Origin of the sequence: Rhizobium sp. G187, from assembly GCF_051549525.1 — a bacterium.
Classification (GTDB): Bacteria; Pseudomonadota; Alphaproteobacteria; order Rhizobiales; family Rhizobiaceae; genus Allorhizobium.
Genome location: NZ_JBPUGM010000015.1, coordinates 1 through 18,884, shown reverse-complemented (window position 1 = coordinate 18,884; position 18,884 = coordinate 1). Strand labels below are relative to the sequence as shown.

The window sequence follows — 18,884 nt, the reverse complement described above, 5'->3', positions numbered from 1 at the left end:
CATACGCCGTTCTTCACGAACTACCGTCCGCAGTTCTACTTCCGTACGACGGACGTGACGGGCATCGTCACGCTGCCGGAAGGCACGGAAATGGTTATGCCGGGCGACAACGTCACGGTCGCCGTTGAGCTGATCGTTCCGATCGCGATGGAAGAAAAGCTGCGCTTCGCGATCCGCGAAGGCGGCCGTACCGTCGGCGCCGGCATCGTCGCTTCGATCGTCGAGTAATCGATATTCCCGCGAGGGAAGACCATGAACCCCGCCGGAAACGGCGGGGTTTTTGTTTGACGGTAACCCAGGCTGCTATCCGCAGACCGGCTCGATGCGATCAGGGACTTCCGCCACCAGTTGAGGCCAACCGGATGCTCGGGCAGGCGTTGTGATATGTCATGCTTCATCCAGCATCGGTTTGGCCGGTGCTGCGTTGACGGGGTCTAAGCGGAGCTAGATGGTCGGCTCGTCTTTTGGCGCTCTTGGAAAATGATGACCGACGGTGGCGTCTTTGACGGCACCGCTGACCAGTGGCTGAGACCGAAGACATACTGCAATTGACCGCCCCACTGCGTTCGGGCGAAGCGCTATCGCGACAAGTTCACCGCTGGCCGCACCTCATCGGTCGCGCCTTGGCTTGGAGGGCCGCCATTGCATTGGCAACGAGGTGCTCGGCGCTATCCGATGTTTCGACGCACGCGTGATCGCTACCGGGGGCGTGGCGATGAAGTGAATGGTCTCGATTGAGCAGCAACTCACCCTGTCCTGAGCTCAGCCTCTTCGGCGAGCCTGAGGAGATCCGTCACCAGGATACCGTTGATCGTCATGCCGGTTACATCGCACTCCGCGATCGACACATCGACGAGGCTCGCAAACCGGACCGCGCAACCATTCATATCGACATGGGTGAGGCTTGCGCCATCCATGGCGACGTTCTCGAAGATGGCCCCTGACATGGTGAGGTTGCGAAAGGCGATCTGCTCCGCATCGGCATCGGTCACCAGCGCCCGTCCAAGGTTCACATTGGTAAAGACCGCCTGCCGCAAAATGACGTCGCTGAAACGCGTTTCCGACAGGTCGCTGTCGTGGAACTCAGAGCCGGGCAGGGCGGCATTGCTGATTCTCATCATGGCGGGTCCTCCAGAAGGGACAGGCCTTATGACTATCCGGCAATCTGCACCTCATGGCAAGCGGCAGCCTCTTTAGCGTCTTCCTGGCCTTAAAACGTTTCGACCAGCTGCCTCGTCTCCGGGAATTCCCCCGGTCATTTGAAGGGTGTGTCAGGCAAACTCCCACAGGGCGGCCGCATGTCTCCTCTGCACAGTTGGCAGTTCTCACCGGGCATGCCTCGTTTAAAAACGCGGCTCTCGGCGCAGTCTCGCGCCTGATTCGCCCGCCTGGTCCCCTGAACGCCAAGAAGGACAATGCCGTGACAATGCGTCCCGAGAGGAAACTTCTATTGGCGGCGACCCTGACGTTGATCCTGCCGCAAGCCTTGCTCGCGGAAGAGGGCCCGTTTTTATGGAAGGCTGAGAGGGTCGGGTCGTCGATCACCATACGCTCGGGCCTCAGCGCACCGGAAGCGGGTCGCCCAAGCTTCGGAATCGAATCGAATCTCGATGCAGCGGGACCTTCAGCGACCGGAACCCGTGTTGTGCCGCTGCGGCTGTGGAGCGAGATCGACCTGGATCGACGTGACAGAACGCGATTCTCTGCCGGCGCCAAACTTGACGCCCGCAATGGCGCTGGGCGCGTCTATGTCCAGCAGGTCAGGCGTGTTGAACTTGCATCTTTGGCCGATCTGGAACTGGATCGGACGCTGGAAACCTCGCGATCTCCGGGGGAGGAGCCTGTCTACCGGGCCCGGCAGGCGTTGAGGCTCAGCTTGACGGAATGGCAGGCAACCGTTGTGGCCGATGTCACCCTGGAAAACCGACAATCCATGGCTGCCGGTATGAGCATGAGCCGGAAATTGGCACCCGGTGTCAGTCTGTCGGCCACCGTTTCCGATCTGTCCCGTCGGCCAAAGGCGGTGATATGGGGCAGGCTTCAACGGGATTGGTAGTGGTCTCCGTCTCCCGCGTGAAGAAAACATGCATGGCGAAGAAAAGACGGAAAAAATGCGCTTGCCATTCCGGTCTGGTCGTCTTAAAGGGAGCGCCATGCCTCGAACGAAACGATTTTCGCTCGGAGCAAGGCTTAGGGGTATAGCTCAGTTGGTAGAGCGGCGGTCTCCAAAACCGCAGGTCGTCGGTTCAAGCCCGGCTGCCCCTGCCATTTCCGTTCGGCGCGCACGAGTGCGGCGACGAGCACAATGATCTGGCACAGCCTAAAAGTTGCGAAAGAGCATTTCCCTCTTGTGAAACGGGGAAACGCTCTTTATGTAGGGTTCAAACAGACACGCGGTGCGTGGGGCTGACCAAGGTCGGCTTTACGCGCCGTAAAAGCGTGGGCATTAAATGGCATCCAAGTCCAATCCATTCGCGTTTCTGCAGCAGGTTCGCTCCGAAACGTCCAAGGTGACGTGGCCCTCGCGTCGCGAGACCATGATTTCGACGCTCATGGTCCTGGCGATGGTGTTTTTCGCTGCGCTGTTTTTCTTTGGCGCAGACCAGCTTATCGGCTGGGTGCTCGGCCTCGTGCTGAGCGTTGGTAACTGATCGGGCGGAAACGAACATGGCGGCACGTTGGTACATCGTCCACGCATATTCCAATTTTGAGAAGAAGGTCGCGGAAGACATCGAGAACAAGGCTCGCCAGAAGGGGCTTGAGCACCTGTTCGAGAAGATCCTCGTGCCGACGGAAAAGGTCGTCGAGGTTCGTCGCGGCCGTAAGGTTGATAGCGAACGCAAGTTCTTCCCCGGCTATGTGCTGGTGCGGGCGAACCTGACGGACGAAGCCTATCACCTGATCAAGAATACCCCGAAGGTCACGGGCTTCCTTGGTTCCGACAATAAGCCGGTTCCGATCCCGGACTTTGAGGCCGACCGCATCCTGGGTCAGGTCCAGGAAGGTGTCGAGCGGCCGAAGTCGTCCGTATCCTTCGAAATCGGCGAACAGGTCCGCGTTTCCGACGGTCCTTTCGCCTCCTTCAACGGCGTCGTCCAGGATGTGGACGAAGAGCGCTCGCGCCTCAAGGTCGAAGTCTCGATCTTCGGTCGCGCAACGCCCGTCGAGCTTGAATACGGTCAGGTCGAAAAGGTCTGATCGGAGAAGGGGAGGAAACTCCCCGATCCGCGTGGGAGTAGGGCAGCCTTTTAAGCCGGGCTGTCTGGACGCACCACGCAACCGCAGCCGCCGGTTATGTCCGGCATCAGTGGATCGGGAAACCGGTCTGAGTAGAAAGGCAGAGAGTAATGGCTAAGAAAGTTGCAGGCCAGCTCAAGCTCCAGGTCAAGGCAGGATCGGCAAACCCGTCCCCGCCAATCGGCCCGGCACTTGGTCAGCGCGGCATTAACATCATGGAATTCTGCAAGGCGTTCAATGCCGCCACGCAGGAAATGGAAAAGGGTATGCCGATCCCGGTCGTCATCACCTATTACCAGGACAAGTCCTTCACCTTCGCAATGAAGCAGCCGCCGGTGACCTACTGGCTGAAGAAGGAAGCAAAGATCACCTCTGGCTCGAAGACTCCGGGCAAGGGTGCGAAGGTCGGTACGATCACCAAGGCTCAGGTCCGCGCAATTGCTGAAGGCAAGATGAAGGATCTGAACGCTGCCGACATCGAAGGTGCAATGCTGATGGTTGAGGGCTCTGCCCGCTCCATGGGCCTGGAAGTGGTAGGTTGATCATGGCCAAGCTCGCAAAGCGTCTTCAGAAGATCCGCGAAGGTGTTGACCCGACCAAGCTGGTCGCGCTGCCGGAAGCTATCGCCCTCGTCAAGGAACGCGCCACCGCGAAGTTCGACGAGACGATCGAAATCGCCATGAACCTCGGCGTAGATCCGCGTCACGCTGACCAGATGGTCCGCGGCGTGGTCAACCTGCCGAACGGCACTGGCCGCGACGTCAAGGTCGCCGTGTTCGCCCGTGGCGCCAAGGCTGATGAAGCCCGCGCCGCTGGTGCAGACATCGTCGGCGCCGAAGACCTGCTGGAAATCGTCCAGGGCGGCAAGATCGATTTCGATCGCTGCATCGCCACCCCGGACATGATGCCGCTCGTCGGTCGCCTCGGTAAGGTTCTCGGCCCGCGTGGCATGATGCCGAACCCGAAGGTTGGTACGGTGACCATGGACGTCGCTGGAGCCGTCAAGGCTTCCAAGGGCGGCGCCGTTGAGTTCCGCGTCGAAAAGGCTGGTATCATCCACGCCGGTATCGGCAAGGCCTCCTTCGACGCCAAGGCGCTCGAAGAAAACATCAAGGCTTTCGCTGACGCCGTCATCAAGGCAAAGCCGGCTGGCGCCAAGGGCAACTACGTCAAGCGCGTAGCGATCTCGTCGACCATGGGCGTCGGCGTCAAGGTCGAGCCGTCGTCGGTCAACCTTTGATCTGAATTCGACCGGAGCCCAGGCTCCGGTCCGAACCGTTTCCGGCCTTTCGGGGCCGGAAATGTCTGGTCTCAAAAACCAGACACTCCTGTCCGAGATTGTGGGTGGCCCTTGCGGCCTTAATATTCACCTGCATGAGACGGGGTAAGACCCGGTTTTAAACGTCTGTAGACGTCTTGAAGTTCGGTTCGAGCCTTATTCGCCTTGGCATCGAAGTTTTCTTCGGTGCGAGGGGACAGGATCCTCAAGCGTCGCTCGGGATCTGAAGAAGTGGATCCCTTGAGGCAAAAGGCAAACCCGGTGGGGCCTGCAGGATTGCGGTCCCATCAACTGGAGACAGACAGTGGAAAGAGCGGAAAAACGCGAATTCGTCACAGAACTGAACGAAGTCTTCAAGGCTTCCGGTTCGGTTGTTGTGGCCCACTATGCTGGTGTCACGGTTGCGCAGATGAACGACTTCCGTTCGAAGATGCGCGCTGCTGGCGGCACCGTCAAAGTCGCGAAGAACCGCCTGGCCAAGATCGCTCTTCAGGGCACGGAAGCCGAAGGGATCACCGATCTCTTCAAGGGTCAGACGCTGATTGCATTCAGCAATGACCCGATCACGGCTCCGAAGGTCGTCATGGATTTCGCCAAGACCAACGACAAGATCGTTGTTCTCGGTGGCGCCATGGGAACAACCACGCTCACCGCCGATGCAGTCAAGTCGCTTGCGACCCTGCCTTCGCTGGACGAGCTGCGTGCGAAGCTGCTGGGCATGATCCAGACTCCGGCTACCCGCATCGCTGGCGTGGTACAGGCACCGGCAGCTCAGCTTGCTCGCGTGTTTGCGGCCTATGCAAAGAAGGACGAAGCCGCGTAAGGCGGTTTTTCGCTGTTCATACCCTAAACCCGTTCGTTTCGAACCGAACATCTATAAGGAAGTACTATCATGGCTGATCTCGCAAAGATCGTTGAAGACCTCTCTGCTCTGACCGTTCTGGAAGCTGCTGAGCTTTCCAAGCTGCTCGAAGAAAAGTGGGGCGTTTCGGCTGCTGCTCCTGTAGCCGTTGCTGCTGCTGGCGGCGCTGCTCCGGCTGCTGCTGAAGAAGAAAAGACCGAGTTTGACGTCATCCTCACGGATGCCGGCGCAAACAAGATCAACGTCATCAAGGAAGTCCGCGCCATCACCGGTCTCGGCCTCAAGGAAGCCAAGGACCTGGTCGAAGGCGCTCCGAAGGCTGTCAAGGAAGGCGTTTCCAAGGCTGAAGCCGCAGACCTCAAGAAGAAGCTTGAAGAAGCTGGCGCCAAGGTCGACGTTAAGTAATATCGGAATGCGATGGGGGAAGGTTTCCTTCCCCCATCGATTTCCTCCGAACATATTACCCAGGAACCGTCAAAAACGGTTCCTGGGTAATGGGTTCTCAAGAGGATGGTCTTGTAACGAGTGCCCGGCAATCCGGTCGGCCGCTCGGACTTCAAGACGAGATTGAAATCCATTTTTTGACGGAGCCGCCTGGCCAGCAGGTTCCGTCCGTTGCAGGCCCGGTTGCAAATTGACAAGGAGCGACGATGGCTCAGACCCTTTCCTTTAATGGTCGTAGGCGCGTACGCAAGTTTTTCGGAAAAATTCCAGAAGTAGCAGAGATGCCGAACCTCATCGAGGTTCAGAAGGCATCCTATGACCAGTTCCTCATGGTCGACGAGCCGCAGGGCGGTCGTCCGGACGAGGGTCTGCAGACGGTCTTCAAGTCCGTCTTCCCGATCACCGACTTCTCTGGCGCATCCATGCTCGAATTCGTATCCTACGAATTCGAGCCGCCGAAGTTCGACGTGGACGAGTGCCGCCAGCGCGACCTGACCTATGCTGCACCGCTCAAGGTGACGCTGCGCCTCATCGTATTCGATATTGATGAGGATACGGGCGCTCGCTCGATCAAGGACATCAAGGAACAGTCCGTATACATGGGCGATATGCCGCTCATGACCAACAACGGCACGTTCATCGTCAACGGCACCGAGCGCGTTATCGTCTCGCAGATGCACCGTTCGCCGGGCGTTTTCTTTGACCACGACAAGGGCAAGAGCCACTCCTCGGGCAAGCTTCTGTTTGCAGCCCGCGTGATCCCCTATCGTGGTTCCTGGCTCGACATCGAGTTCGACGCCAAGGACATCGTCCACGCCCGTATCGACCGTCGCCGCAAGATCCCCGTCACCTCGCTGCTGATGGCGCTAGGCATGGACGGCGAAGAGATCCTGTCGACCTTCTACACGAAGTCGCTCTACCAGCGTGATGGCAAGGGCTGGCGTTTCCCGTTCAACCCGGAAACCCTCAAGGGCGCCAAGACGCTTTCCGACCTCGTTGACGCCGATACCGGCGAAGTCGTGGTTGAAGGTGGCAAGAAGCTCACCCCGCGTCTGCTGCGTCAGCTTTCGGACAAGGGCCTGAAGTTCCTGAAGGCTTCCGACGAAGATCTCTATGGCAACTATCTCGCTGAAGACCTGGTCAACATGGCGACCGGCGAGATCTACATGGAAGCCGGCGACGAGATCGACGAAAAGACGCTGCCGCAGATCCTCGACATCGGTTTCGACGAGATCCCGGTTCTGGGCATCGACCACATCAATGTCGGCGCCTACATCCGCAACACGCTGGCCGCGGACAAGAACGAGAACCGTCAGGACGCTCTGTTCGACATCTACCGCGTCATGCGTCCGGGTGAACCGCCGACCATGGATTCGGCTGAAGCCATGTTCCAGTCGCTGTTCTTCGACAGCGAGCGCTACGACCTGTCGGCTGTTGGTCGCGTCAAGATGAACATGCGCCTCGACCTCGATTGCCCGGATACCGTCCGCGTTCTGCGCAAGGACGACATTCTGGCCGTGGTCAAGATGCTGGTCGAACTGCGTGACGGCAAGGGCGAGATCGACGACATCGACAACCTCGGCAACCGCCGTGTCCGTTCGGTCGGCGAGCTCATGGAAAATCAGTACCGCCTTGGTCTGCTCCGCATGGAGCGTGCGATCAAGGAACGCATGTCGTCGATCGAAATCGACACGGTCATGCCGCAGGACCTGATCAACGCCAAGCCGGCTGCTGCTGCTGTTCGCGAATTCTTCGGCTCCTCGCAGCTGTCGCAGTTTATGGACCAGGTGAACCCGCTTTCGGAAATCACCCACAAGCGCCGTCTTTCGGCTCTTGGACCGGGTGGTCTGACCCGCGAGCGCGCAGGCTTCGAAGTCCGCGACGTTCATCCGACCCATTACGGTCGTATTTGCCCGATCGAGACGCCGGAAGGCCCGAACATCGGTCTGATCAACTCGCTTGCCACCTTTGCTCGTGTGAACAAGTACGGCTTCATCGAAAGCCCGTACCGCAAGATCGTCGATGGCAAGGTGACGAAGGACGTCGTCTATCTCTCCGCCATGGAAGAAGCGAAGTACTACGTCGCACAGGCCAATTCCGAGCTGACGTCTGAAGGCGCATTCGTTGAAGAATTCGTCGTTTGCCGTCATGCCGGCGAAGTTATGCTGTCCCCGCGCGACACCATCAACCTGATGGACGTTTCACCGAAGCAGCTGGTTTCGGTCGCAGCCGCTCTGATCCCGTTCCTTGAAAACGACGACGCCAACCGCGCTCTCATGGGCTCGAACATGCAGCGTCAGGCCGTGCCGCTTCTGCGTGCCGAAGCCCCGTTCGTCGGAACCGGCATGGAGCCGATCGTGGCCCGCGACTCCGGCGCTGCTATCGGTGCCCGTCGCGGCGGCGTGGTCGACTTGGTTGACGCAACGCGTATCGTTATCCGCGCCACCGAAGACCTCGATCCGTCGAAGTCTGGCGTTGATATCTACCGCCTGCAGAAGTTCCAGCGTTCGAACCAGAACACCTGCGTCAACCAGCGTCCGCTGGTCACCGTCGGTGACGTTCTGAACAAGGGCGACATCATCGCGGACGGTCCGTCGACCGACCTCGGCGATCTGGCTCTCGGCCGCAACGCGCTCGTCGCGTTCATGCCGTGGAACGGCTACAACTACGAAGACTCGATCCTGATGTCCGAGCGCATTGTCGCCGAAGACGTCTTCACCTCGATCCATATCGAGGAATTCGAAGTCATGGCCCGCGACACCAAGCTTGGTCCGGAAGAAATCACGCGCGACATTCCGAACGTGTCGGAAGAAGCGCTGAAGAACCTCGACGAAGCCGGTATCGTTTATATCGGCGCGGAAGTTGCTCCTGGCGACATCCTCGTTGGCAAGATCACCCCGAAGGGTGAAAGCCCGATGACGCCGGAAGAAAAGCTTCTGCGCGCCATCTTCGGTGAAAAGGCCTCCGACGTCCGTGACACCTCGATGCGCATGCCTCCGGGCACGTTCGGCACCATCGTGGAAGTTCGCGTTTTCAACCGCCACGGCGTTGAAAAGGACGAACGTGCGATGGCGATCGAGCGCGAGGAAATCGAACGCCTCGCCAAGGACCGTGACGACGAACAGGCGATCCTCGATCGCAACGTCTACGGCCGCCTTCTCGACATGCTTCGCGGTCAGGTGGCCATCGCCGGTCCGAAGAGCTTCAAGAAGGGCGTCGAACTGTCCAACGCCGTCGTCTCTGAATATCCCCGCTCGCAGTGGTGGATGTTTGCAGTCGAAGACGAGAGGGCTCAGGCCGAACTCGAAGCCCTGCGGGCCCAGTACGACGAATCCAAGTCGCGCCTTGAACAGCGCTTCATGGACAAGGTCGAGAAGGTCCAGCGCGGTGACGAAATGCCTCCGGGCGTCATGAAGATGGTCAAGGTCTTCGTCGCTGTGAAGCGCAAGATCCAGCCGGGCGACAAGATGGCTGGCCGTCACGGCAACAAGGGCGTCGTGTCGCGCATCGTACCGGTCGAGGACATGCCGTTCCTCGAAGACGGCACGCATGTCGACATCGTTCTGAACCCGCTCGGCGTTCCCTCGCGCATGAACGTCGGCCAGATCCTCGAGACGCACCTGGCCTGGGCGTGCGCCGGCATGGGCAAGAAGATCGGTCAGATGCTTGAGGACTATCGCAAGCATCTGGACATCACCGATCTGAAGAAGGAACTGACCGAAATCTATGCGTCTGAAGCGCATGACGAGGTCAAGAACTTCGACGATGACTCGCTGGTTCGTCTGGCAGAAGAAGCCAAGCGCGGCGTCTCCATCGCGACCCCGGTCTTCGACGGCGCCCATGAAAGTGACGTTTCCGAGATGCTGACGCGTGCAGGTCTCGACACGTCGGGTCAGTCTGTTCTGTATGATGGCCGTACCGGCGAAGCCTTCGACCGCAAGGTCACCGTCGGTTACATGTACATGATCAAGCTGAACCACTTGGTCGACGACAAGATCCACGCGCGTTCGATCGGTCCTTACTCGCTCGTCACCCAGCAGCCGCTTGGTGGTAAGGCGCAGTTCGGTGGTCAGCGCTTCGGGGAAATGGAAGTCTGGGCGCTCGAAGCTTACGGTGCTGCATACACCCTGCAGGAAATGCTCACCGTCAAGTCGGACGACGTGGCCGGCCGTACCAAGGTCTATGAAGCGATCGTCCGTGGCGACGACACCTTCGAGGCCGGTATTCCGGAAAGCTTCAACGTTCTCGTCAAGGAAATGCGCTCTCTGGGCCTTTCCGTGGAACTCGAGAACTCGAAGACCCTGCCGGAAGACGGTCAGCTGCCCGATGCGGCCGAATAAGACGTTTGACAAGGCATGCGTGGCGTAAGTCGCGCATGCCATTCCCTGACCGCCCCGAAGGCCAATACGGGACGGTGAGGGAAGTTTCGCCGCAGTTCGCGGTTATTGTCATTGCAAGGGTATGGGGCGGCATCCCGGGAATTTGCCGCCACCACGACCCAATCTGGGGCTTGAAGCCCACAAGGAGACAGGCATGAACCAAGAGGTCATGAACCTTTTCAACCCGTCGGTACCGGCGCAGCACTTCGATTCCATCCGGATTTCGATTGCGAGCCCGGAAAAGATCCTGTCGTGGTCCTACGGCGAGATCAAGAAGCCGGAAACGATCAACTATCGTACGTTCAAGCCGGAACGCGATGGTCTGTTCTGCGCGCGCATCTTCGGACCGATCAAGGACTACGAGTGCCTGTGCGGCAAGTACAAGCGCATGAAGTACAAGGGCATCATCTGCGAAAAGTGCGGCGTCGAAGTGACGCTGTCGCGCGTTCGCCGTGAGCGCATGGGCCATATCGAGCTCGCAGCGCCCGTTGCCCATATCTGGTTCCTGAAGTCGCTTCCGTCGCGCATCTCCACGCTCTTGGACATGACGCTGAAGGATGTCGAGCGCGTTCTCTACTTCGAGAACTACATCGTCACTGAGCCGGGCTTGACCTCGCTCAAGGAAAACCAGCTTCTTTCCGAAGAAGAATACATGATCGCCGTCGACGAGTTCGGCGAAGATCAGTTCACCGCCATGATCGGCGCTGAAGCCATCTACGAGATGCTGGCCTCGATGAACCTCGAGAAGATCGCTGGCGACTTGCGCACCGACCTGGCTGAGACCACGTCGGAGCTCAAGCAGAAGAAGCTGATGAAGCGCCTGAAGATCGTCGAGAACTTCATGGAATCCGGCAATCGTCCGGAGTGGATGATCATGAAGGTCGTGCCGGTCATCCCGCCGGATCTGCGTCCGCTGGTTCCGCTCGATGGCGGCCGTTTCGCGACGTCTGACCTGAACGATCTCTATCGCCGCGTCATCAACCGTAACAACCGTCTGAAGCGCCTGATCGAACTGCGCGCGCCGGGCATCATCATCCGTAACGAAAAGCGCATGCTGCAGGAATCTGTGGACGCGCTGTTCGACAACGGCCGCCGTGGCCGCGTCATCACCGGTGCTAACAAGCGTCCGCTGAAGTCGCTGTCCGACATGCTCAAGGGCAAGCAGGGCCGCTTCCGCCAGAACCTTCTCGGCAAGCGCGTCGACTATTCCGGCCGTTCGGTCATCGTGACCGGTCCGGAACTGAAGCTGCACCAGTGCGGCCTGCCGAAGAAGATGGCGCTCGAACTGTTCAAGCCGTTCATCTACGCCCGCCTCGACGCGAAGGGTTACTCCTCGACCGTCAAGCAGGCCAAGAAGCTGGTTGAAAAGGAGAAGCCTGAGGTCTGGGATATCCTCGACGAGGTCATCCGCGAACATCCGGTTCTCTTGAACCGCGCACCGACGCTGCACCGCCTGGGCATCCAGGCCTTCGAACCGATCCTGGTCGAAGGCAAGGCCATCCAGCTGCACCCGCTCGTCTGCACGGCCTTCAACGCCGACTTCGACGGCGACCAGATGGCTGTTCACGTTCCGCTCTCGCTGGAAGCCCAGCTTGAAGCGCGCGTGCTGATGATGTCGACGAACAACATCCTGCACCCGGCCAACGGTGCACCGATCATCGTTCCGTCGCAGGACATGGTTCTCGGCCTCTACTATCTGTCGATCCAGAACCAGAACGAGCCAGGCGAAGGCATGGTCTTCTCGGACATGGGCGAACTGCACCATGCCCTGGAAAACAAGGTCGTCACCCTGCATGCCAAGATCCGCGGCCGCTTCAAGACGGTTGATGAAAACGGCAAGCCGGTTTCGAAGATCTATGAAACCACGCCCGGCCGCATGATCGTTGGCGAGCTTCTGCCGAAGAACGTCAATGTTCCCTTCGATATCTGCAACCAGGAACTGACCAAGAAGAACATCTCCAAGATGATCGACACGGTCTACCGCCATTGCGGCCAGAAGGACACGGTCATCTTCTGCGACCGCATCATGCAGCTTGGCTTCACGCATGCCTGCCGCGCCGGCATTTCGTTCGGCAAGGACGACATGATCATTCCGGAAACCAAGGCGAAGATCGTTGGCGACACCGAATCCCTGGTCAAGGAATACGAGCAGCAGTACAATGACGGCCTGATCACCCAGGGCGAAAAGTACAACAAGGTCGTTGACGCCTGGGGCAAGGCAACCGAAAAGGTCGCCGAGGACATGATGGCCCGCATTAAGGCTGTCGAGTTCGACAAGGAGACCGGTCGTCAAAAGCCGATGAACGCCATCTACATGATGTCCCACTCGGGTGCCCGTGGTTCACCGAACCAGATGCGCCAGCTGGGCGGCATGCGCGGCCTCATGGCCAAGCCGTCGGGTGAAATCATCGAGACGCCGATCATCTCGAACTTCAAGGAAGGCCTGACCGTTAACGAGTACTTCAACTCGACCCACGGTGCCCGTAAGGGTCTCGCAGACACCGCCTTGAAGACCGCGAACTCCGGTTACCTGACGCGTCGTCTCGTCGACGTGGCGCAGGATTGCATCGTCAACCTCGTGGATTGCGGCACCGATACGGGCCTCACCATGACGGCAATCGTCGATGCCGGTCAGGTCGTGGCCTCGATTGGCTCTCGCGTTCTGGGTCGTACAGCACTTGACGACATCGATCATCCGGTCACGGGTGAGCGCATCGTTGATGCTGGCAAGATGATCCTCGAGCCTGACGTCATCGAAATCGAGAAGGCTGGTATCCAGTCGATCCGTATTCGCTCCGCGCTGACCTGCGCAGTCCAGACGGGCGTTTGCTCGATCTGCTACGGCCGAGATCTGGCCCGTGGTACGCCGGTCAACATGGGTGAAGCTGTCGGCGTCATCGCCGCGCAGTCGATCGGTGAGCCGGGTACCCAGCTGACCATGCGTACCTTCCACTTGGGCGGCACCGCGACCGTGGTCGACCAGTCGTTCCTCGAAGCCTCTTATGAGGGCACGGTTCAGATCAAGAACCGCAACATGCTGCGCAACTCCGATGGCACTCTGATCGCCATGGGCCGCAGCATGGCCGTTATGATCCTCGATGAGCGTGGGGTCGAGCGTTCCTCGCAGCGCGTGGCCTATGGTTCGAAGGTCTTCGTTGACGATGGCGACAAGGTAAAGCGCGGCCAGCGTCTGGCCGAGTGGGATCCGTACACACGCCCGATGATGACGGAAGTCGAGGGTATCGTGCATTTCGAGGACGTCGTCGACGGTCTCTCCGTGCTCGAAGCCACCGACGAATCCACCGGTATCACCAAGCGTCAGGTTATCGACTGGCGTTCGACACCGCGTGGCGCCGACCTGAAGCCGGCGATCGTCATCAAGGACGCCAGCGGCAACGTGCTCAAGGTCGCCCGTGGCGGCGAAGCACGCTTCCAGCTGTCCGTCGATGCGATCCTGTCGGTCGAGCCTGGTCAGCGTGTCAGCCAGGGTGACGTGCTTGCACGTTCGCCGCTGGAAAGCGCCAAGACGAAGGACATCACCGGTGGTCTGCCGCGTGTTGCCGAACTGTTCGAAGCTCGTCGTCCGAAGGACCATGCCATCATCGCTGAGATTGATGGTACGATCCGCCTCGGCCGCGACTACAAGAACAAGCGTCGCGTTATCATCGAGCCGGCAGAAGACGGTGTCGAGCCAGTCGAATACCTGATCCCGAAGGGCAAGCCCTTCCACCTTCAGGAAGGCGACTATATCGAAAAGGGTGATTACATCCTCGACGGTAACCCGGCTCCGCACGACATCCTGGCGATCAAGGGCGTCGAGGCACTTGCCTCGTACCTGGTCAACGAAATCCAGGAAGTCTACCGTCTGCAGGGCGTTCTGATCAACGACAAGCACATCGAGGTGATCGTTCGCCAGATGCTGCAGAAGGTCGAGATCACCGACGCGGGCGACAGCCACTACATCGTGGGTGACAATGTCGACCGGATCGAGCTTGATGACAACAACGACCGCCTGATCGAGGAAGGCAAGAAGCCGGCTTACGGCGATCCGGTCCTTCTCGGCATCACCAAGGCCTCGCTGCAGACGCCGTCGTTCATCTCGGCTGCATCCTTCCAGGAAACCACAAAGGTTCTCACGGAAGCTGCAATCGCCGGCAAGACCGACACGCTGCAGGGTCTGAAGGAAAACGTCATCGTCGGACGCCTGATCCCGGCTGGTACCGGCGGCACCATGACGCAGATCCGCCGCATCGCCACCTCGCGCGACGACCTCATCCTCGAGGAGCGCAAGAAGGGCACCGGTGCGGATGTCGCAACTCCGATGCTGCAGAACCTCGCCAGCGAGGGCGCGCCTGCCGCCGAGTAATCGGCGCAGGGAGATTGATCTGAAAGGCCGCCCGGAGCGATCCGGGCGGCCTTTTCCATGCGTGGCAGAGAGCGAGGCAAGGCGGAGATCTGGCAGGTTGGCAGGTCTGCGCAGCGCCCAGGGGAGGGGCTGCAGAATGAAGCACCCTTGGGTCAGGCGGGCGCCTTGGCGCTGGCGCCACCTCCTACCGGTCTCGACGGACGCCACTCAGTCACCAGGCGCAAAAAAAGGCCGGTGGTGAACCGGCCTTGTGCAATGCTGATATGTCGTGTCTTCAGTTGAAGCGGATGATCGCGACTTCGCCTTCAAGTGCACCTTGATAGGCGGAAGCGTGTGGCTCTTCGTCCGGTGCGCCAGTGATCATGCCGATCTGGTCGAGGTCGGCCTCCAGGAAGCCCTCCTCGGACAGTGCGTTCAGCGTCAGGCGCACGGCTGTGTCGTCGTCCGGCGCGGTCAGCATGACATGCAGGTCGACAGGCTCGCCGCCGTCGGATTCATAGGCCTTGGCAATCACGATGAAGACCATCGGTTCGTCACGCGTATTGTCGTTATCTGGATTGGTGATCATGGCTCGGGTCTTCTCGTTCGATGAGCGATTCTCGTTTAGGTCGATTCGACCCGGCGGGCAGGGTGGTCTTTCCGCCCTCAAGACCCTATTTAGAAGTTTCCCACGGCAAACCAAGACAAATTGCATGGTAAGAGTCACTTTCCGGCAACCGCATGGCCAAAGTGCCTGCCACGCGGGGCGCTTCGGGCATTAAATATCGATCAAGACTTGACGCAAAGAGGGGAAAACAGTAGTACCCCGCGCATCGGGACCTATGTGAGGCCGGGTTTTTCAGGACGACGCGTCCCGGAGTTCGCCTCAAACAGGGTACCAAACGCACGTTGACGACATGTATGCTGCACGCAAGACGCATGAAAATGCGTCCTCTGTCTTTTGTGGTCCATCCGCCAAAAACGGGTCGGGCCACATTTTGCGCATGAAGAAATCTGTGCGGCCGCCGCCGGAAACGGCAAACCAAGGGTCCGGAAGGGCTTGAGACTAGATTTTGCAAGGATGGGTATATGCCTACCGTAAACCAGCTGATCCGTAAGCCGCGTCAGGCACAGGTAAAGCGCAACAAGGTTCCTGCTCTGCAGGAAAACCCCCAGAAGCGTGGCGTCTGCACGCGCGTCTACACAACGACCCCGAAGAAGCCGAACTCGGCTCTGCGTAAGGTTGCCAAGATCCGTCTGACCAATGGCTTTGAAGTCATCGGTTACATCCCGGGCGAAGGCCACAACCTGCAGGAACACTCTGTCGTCATGATCCGTGGCGGCCGCGTAAAGGACTTGCCGGGCGTTCGTTACCACATCATCCGCGGCGTTCTCGATACCCAGGGTGTCAAGAACCGTAAGCAGCGCCGTTCGAAGTACGGTGCGAAGCGTCCGAAGTAAGCTTCGGCCCTTCACAATCAAGATTCCGGCGCTGCGCGAGGTTCTCCGCGTTGTAAAGCGTCCCAACCGTTGAGAGACAAGAAGTATGTCCCGTCGCCATAGTGCAGAAAAGCGTGAGATCAATCCGGACCCGAAGTTCGGCGATCTGATCGTCACCAAGTTCATGAACGCCATCATGCTCCACGGCAAGAAGTCCGTGGCCGAAAGCATCGTCTACGGCGCATTCGATGTCGTTCAGGCAAAGGCAAAGGCTGAGCCGATCGCGATCTTCCATCAGGCGCTCGACAATGTCGCGCCGCATGTTGAAGTCCGTTCGCGCCGCGTTGGTGGTGCAACCTACCAGGTCCCGGTCGACGTTCGTCCGGAGCGCCGTCAGGCCCTCGCCATCCGCTGGCTGATCACCGCTGCCCGCAAGCGTAACGAAACCACCATGGTCGACCGTCTCTCCGGCGAGCTGCTCGACGCCGCCAACAACCGCGGTAGCGCCGTCAAGAAGCGCGAAGACACCCACAAGATGGCCGATGCAAACCGCGCCTTCTCGCATTACCGCTGGTAATCCACCGATCGAATATTGAAAGGCAGTCCGTTATGGCTCGCGAATATAAAATCGAAGACTACCGCAACTTCGGTATCATGGCGCATATCGACGCCGGCAAGACCACCACGACCGAACGCATCCTGTACTACACCGGTAAGTCTCACAAGATCGGCGAAGTTCATGATGGCGCGGCCACGATGGACTGGATGGAGCAGGAGCAGGAGCGTGGCATCACGATCACCTCTGCTGCGACCACGACCTTCTGGAAGGGTCGCGACGGCAAGATGCGTCGTTTCAACATCATCGACACCCCCGGCCACGTTGACTTCACCATCGAAGTCGAACGTTCGCTGCGCGTGCTCGACGGTGCCGTCGCACTTCTCGACGCCAACGCTGGTGTTGAGCCGCAGACCGAAACCGTCTGGCGTCAGGCTGAAAAGTACAACGTCCCGCGGATGATCTTCTGCAACAAGATGGACAAGACCGGTGCTGACTTCTACCGCTCGGTAGACATGATCAAGACCCGTCTCGGCGCCACCGCTGTTGTCATGCAGCTCCCGATCGGTGCAGAATCCGAATTCAAGGGCGTTGTCGACCTGATCGAGATGAATGCTCTCGTCTGGCGCGACGAATCCCTCGGGGCTGCCTGGGATGTTGTTGAAATCCCGGAAGATCTGAAGGAAAAGGCTGCCGAATATCGCGAAAAGCTGATCGAGACTGTGGTCGAGATCGACGAAGAAGCGATGGAAGCCTACCTGAACGGCGAAATGCCGGACAATGACAAGATCCGTGCTCTGGTTCGCCGCGGCACCATCGACGTCAAGTTCCACCCGATGTTCTGCGGCACCGCCTTCAAGAACAAGGGCGTTCAGCCGCTCCTCGACGCGGTTGTCGACTACCTGCCGTCGCCGCTCGATATCCCGGCGATCAAGGGCATCGACTTCAAGACCGAAGCCGAAATCGAGCGCCATGCAGATGACGCCGAGCCGCTCGCTATGCTGGCGTTCAAGATCATGAACGACCCCTTCGTCGGTTCGCTGACCTTCGCACGTATCTATTCGGGCAAGCTCGAAAAGGGCGTGTCGGTTCTGAACACGGTCAAGGACAAGCGCGAGCGCGTCGGCCGCATGCTGCAGATGCACTCGAACAGTCGCGAAGACATCGAAGAAGCCTTTGCAGGCGACATCGTTGCTCTGGCCGGCCTCAAGGAGACCACCACTGGCGATACGCTCTGCGATCCGCTGAAGCCGGTTATCCTTGAGCGCATGGAATTCCCGGAGCCGGTCATTCAGATCGCGATCGAGCCGAAGTCCAAGGGCGACCAGGAAAAGATGGGCCTCGCGCTCAATCGCCTCGCTGCTGAAGACCCGTCCTTCCGCGTCAAGACCGACCAGGAATCCGGCCAGACGATCATTGCAGGCATGGGCGAACTTCACCTCGACATTCTCGTTGACCGTATGCGTCGCGAGTTCAAGGTTGAAGCCAACGTCGGTGCTCCGCAGGTTGCCTACCGCGAAACCATCACGAAGACGCACGAAGAAGACTACACGCACAAGAAGCAGTCCGGTGGTACCGGTCAGTTCGCGCGCGTCAAGCTCATCTTCGAACCGAACCCGGAAGGCGAAGACTTCAAGTTCGAGTCCAAGATCGTCGGCGGTGCTGTTCCGAAGGAATACATCCCGGGCGTTCAGAAGGGTATCGAAAGCGTTCTGTCTTCGGGTCCGCTCGCGGGCTTCCCGATGCTCGGTGTGAAGGCAACCCTGATCGACGGCGCATTCCATGACGTCGACTCCTCGGTTCTCGCCTTCGAAATCGCATCGCGTGCTTGCTTCCGTGAAGCAGCGAAGAAGGCCGGCGCTCAGCTGCTCGAGCCGATGATGAAGGTCGAAGTGGTAACGCCAGAAGATTACGTCGGTGACGTGATCGGTGACCTGAACTCGCGTCGTGGCCAGATCCAGGGCCAGGAACAGCGCGGCATCGCGATCGTGATCAATGCTCACGTCCCGCTTGCCAACATGTTCAAGTACGTCGACAACCTGCGCTCCATGTCGCAGGGCCGCGCGCAGTACTCGATGACCTTCGATCACTACGCACCGGTTCCGTCGAACGTTGCTGCAGAAATCCAGGCGAAGTATTCCGGTCAGAAGTGACCGGAATACCCAACCAAGCCAATTGAATGTTTGAATTTCCCCTGATGGGGACGAAAGAATGGAGAGCCGAAAATGGCAAAGAGTAAGTTTGAGCGCAATAAGCCGCACGTCAACATCGGTACGATCGGCCACGTCGACCACGGCAAGACGTCTCTGACGGCAGCGATCACCAAGTACTTCGGTGAATTC

15 protein-coding genes, 1 tRNA gene and 1 pseudogene are annotated in these 18,884 nt (G+C 59.1%); 15 read left to right on the top strand and 2 right to left on the bottom strand.

Features of this window, described 5'->3' with window-relative positions:
• Positions 1–228: pseudogene (tuf, locus tag ACSV9I_RS22105) on the top strand (elongation factor Tu); the annotation flags it as partial.
• Between the two features lie 518 nt (positions 229–746).
• Here tuf and ACSV9I_RS22100 read toward each other — a convergent pair.
• Positions 747–1,121 (bottom strand): pentapeptide repeat-containing protein, encoded by a 375-nt coding sequence (locus ACSV9I_RS22100; protein ID WP_054160240.1) that lies wholly within the window; start codon positions 1,119–1,121, stop codon positions 747–749.
• A gap of 53 nt (positions 1,122–1,174) precedes the next feature.
• On the opposite strand from ACSV9I_RS22100, the gene ACSV9I_RS22095 reads away from it, so the two are divergent.
• The 10 genes from ACSV9I_RS22095 (at position 1,175) to rpoC (ending at position 14,567) form a co-directional block, all read left to right on the top strand.
• Positions 1,175–2,056, top strand: coding sequence for a hypothetical protein (locus ACSV9I_RS22095; protein WP_438330857.1), 882 nt, complete (start codon positions 1,175–1,177; stop codon positions 2,054–2,056).
• Positions 2,057–2,192: 136 nt separating this feature from the next.
• A tRNA-Trp gene (locus ACSV9I_RS22090) sits at positions 2,193–2,268 on the top strand.
• Between the two features lie 182 nt (positions 2,269–2,450).
• Positions 2,451–2,651 carry a preprotein translocase subunit SecE gene (gene secE, locus ACSV9I_RS22085; RefSeq protein ID WP_438330855.1) on the top strand — a complete coding sequence of 67 codons (201 nt, stop codon included), beginning with the start codon at positions 2,451–2,453 and terminating at the stop codon, positions 2,649–2,651.
• 16 nt (positions 2,652–2,667) lie between these two features.
• Positions 2,668–3,198 carry a transcription termination/antitermination protein NusG gene (gene nusG, locus ACSV9I_RS22080; RefSeq protein WP_054160243.1) on the top strand — a complete coding sequence of 177 codons (531 nt, stop codon included), beginning with the start codon at positions 2,668–2,670 and terminating at the stop codon, positions 3,196–3,198.
• A 149-nt stretch (positions 3,199–3,347) separates the two neighbouring features.
• A complete protein-coding gene (rplK, locus tag ACSV9I_RS22075) occupies positions 3,348–3,779 on the top strand; it encodes a 50S ribosomal protein L11 (RefSeq protein WP_006728786.1) in 432 nt (143 codons plus the stop codon).
• 2 nt (positions 3,780–3,781) lie between these two features.
• Entirely contained in the window at positions 3,782–4,477 is a 696-nt protein-coding gene (rplA, locus tag ACSV9I_RS22070) for a 50S ribosomal protein L1 (RefSeq protein WP_054160244.1), read from the top strand.
• A gap of 343 nt (positions 4,478–4,820) precedes the next feature.
• Complete coding sequence (gene rplJ / locus ACSV9I_RS22065; RefSeq protein WP_054160245.1) at positions 4,821–5,339, top strand: 50S ribosomal protein L10; 519 nt, start codon at positions 4,821–4,823, stop codon at positions 5,337–5,339.
• Positions 5,340–5,408: 69 nt separating this feature from the next.
• Positions 5,409–5,783 (top strand): 50S ribosomal protein L7/L12, encoded by a 375-nt coding sequence (gene rplL, locus ACSV9I_RS22060; protein ID WP_054160246.1) that lies wholly within the window; start codon positions 5,409–5,411, stop codon positions 5,781–5,783.
• Positions 5,784–6,028: 245 nt separating this feature from the next.
• Positions 6,029–10,162: a DNA-directed RNA polymerase subunit beta gene (gene rpoB / locus ACSV9I_RS22055; protein ID WP_438330852.1), complete on the top strand. Its 4,134-nt coding sequence runs from the start codon at positions 6,029–6,031 to the stop codon at positions 10,160–10,162.
• A gap of 193 nt (positions 10,163–10,355) precedes the next feature.
• Positions 10,356–14,567, top strand: coding sequence for a DNA-directed RNA polymerase subunit beta' (gene rpoC / locus ACSV9I_RS22050; protein WP_438330850.1), 4,212 nt, complete (start codon positions 10,356–10,358; stop codon positions 14,565–14,567).
• Positions 14,568–14,841: 274 nt separating this feature from the next.
• On the opposite strand, the gene ACSV9I_RS22045 is transcribed toward rpoC, so the two are convergent.
• Complete coding sequence (locus ACSV9I_RS22045; RefSeq protein WP_438330848.1) at positions 14,842–15,135, bottom strand: transcriptional regulator; 294 nt, start codon at positions 15,133–15,135, stop codon at positions 14,842–14,844.
• A gap of 500 nt (positions 15,136–15,635) precedes the next feature.
• Between ACSV9I_RS22045 and rpsL the strand changes: the two genes are divergently transcribed.
• The 4 genes from rpsL to ACSV9I_RS22025 form a co-directional block, all read left to right on the top strand.
• Positions 15,636–16,007: a 30S ribosomal protein S12 gene (rpsL, locus tag ACSV9I_RS22040; protein ID WP_003507760.1), complete on the top strand. Its 372-nt coding sequence runs from the start codon at positions 15,636–15,638 to the stop codon at positions 16,005–16,007.
• Between the two features lie 85 nt (positions 16,008–16,092).
• A complete protein-coding gene (rpsG, locus tag ACSV9I_RS22035) occupies positions 16,093–16,563 on the top strand; it encodes a 30S ribosomal protein S7 (protein ID WP_054160250.1) in 471 nt (156 codons plus the stop codon).
• 32 nt (positions 16,564–16,595) lie between these two features.
• On the top strand, positions 16,596–18,695 hold the full coding sequence (gene fusA, locus ACSV9I_RS22030) for an elongation factor G (protein WP_438330847.1): 2,100 nt from the start codon (positions 16,596–16,598) through the stop codon (positions 18,693–18,695).
• Between the two features lie 72 nt (positions 18,696–18,767).
• Positions 18,768–18,884, top strand: a 117-nt coding sequence (locus tag ACSV9I_RS22025) for a GTP-binding protein (protein ID WP_139108845.1), incomplete at its 3' end; no start/stop codon positions are given.

What these genes read in the sequence shown, in the direction of transcription:
- secE (WP_438330855.1), top strand. Translation starts at nt 2,451, where the DNA reads ATGGCATCCAAGTCCAATCCATTCGCGTTTCTGCAGCAGGTTCGCTCC.
- rpsG (WP_054160250.1), top strand. Translation starts at nt 16,093, where the DNA reads ATGTCCCGTCGCCATAGTGCAGAAAAGCGTGAGATCAATCCGGACCCG.
- nusG (WP_054160243.1), top strand. Translation starts at nt 2,668, where the DNA reads ATGGCGGCACGTTGGTACATCGTCCACGCATATTCCAATTTTGAGAAG.
- rpsL (WP_003507760.1), top strand. Translation starts at nt 15,636, where the DNA reads ATGCCTACCGTAAACCAGCTGATCCGTAAGCCGCGTCAGGCACAGGTA.
- rplA (WP_054160244.1), top strand. Translation starts at nt 3,782, where the DNA reads ATGGCCAAGCTCGCAAAGCGTCTTCAGAAGATCCGCGAAGGTGTTGAC.
- ACSV9I_RS22095 (WP_438330857.1), top strand. Translation starts at nt 1,175, where the DNA reads ATGGCAAGCGGCAGCCTCTTTAGCGTCTTCCTGGCCTTAAAACGTTTC.
- fusA (WP_438330847.1), top strand. Translation starts at nt 16,596, where the DNA reads ATGGCTCGCGAATATAAAATCGAAGACTACCGCAACTTCGGTATCATG.
- rpoC (WP_438330850.1), top strand. Translation starts at nt 10,356, where the DNA reads ATGAACCAAGAGGTCATGAACCTTTTCAACCCGTCGGTACCGGCGCAG.
- ACSV9I_RS22100 (WP_054160240.1), bottom strand. Translation starts at nt 1,121, where the DNA reads ATGATGAGAATCAGCAATGCCGCCCTGCCCGGCTCTGAGTTCCACGAC.
- rpoB (WP_438330852.1), top strand. Translation starts at nt 6,029, where the DNA reads ATGGCTCAGACCCTTTCCTTTAATGGTCGTAGGCGCGTACGCAAGTTT.
- rplL (WP_054160246.1), top strand. Translation starts at nt 5,409, where the DNA reads ATGGCTGATCTCGCAAAGATCGTTGAAGACCTCTCTGCTCTGACCGTT.
- rplK (WP_006728786.1), top strand. Translation starts at nt 3,348, where the DNA reads ATGGCTAAGAAAGTTGCAGGCCAGCTCAAGCTCCAGGTCAAGGCAGGA.
- ACSV9I_RS22045 (WP_438330848.1), bottom strand. Translation starts at nt 15,135, where the DNA reads ATGATCACCAATCCAGATAACGACAATACGCGTGACGAACCGATGGTC.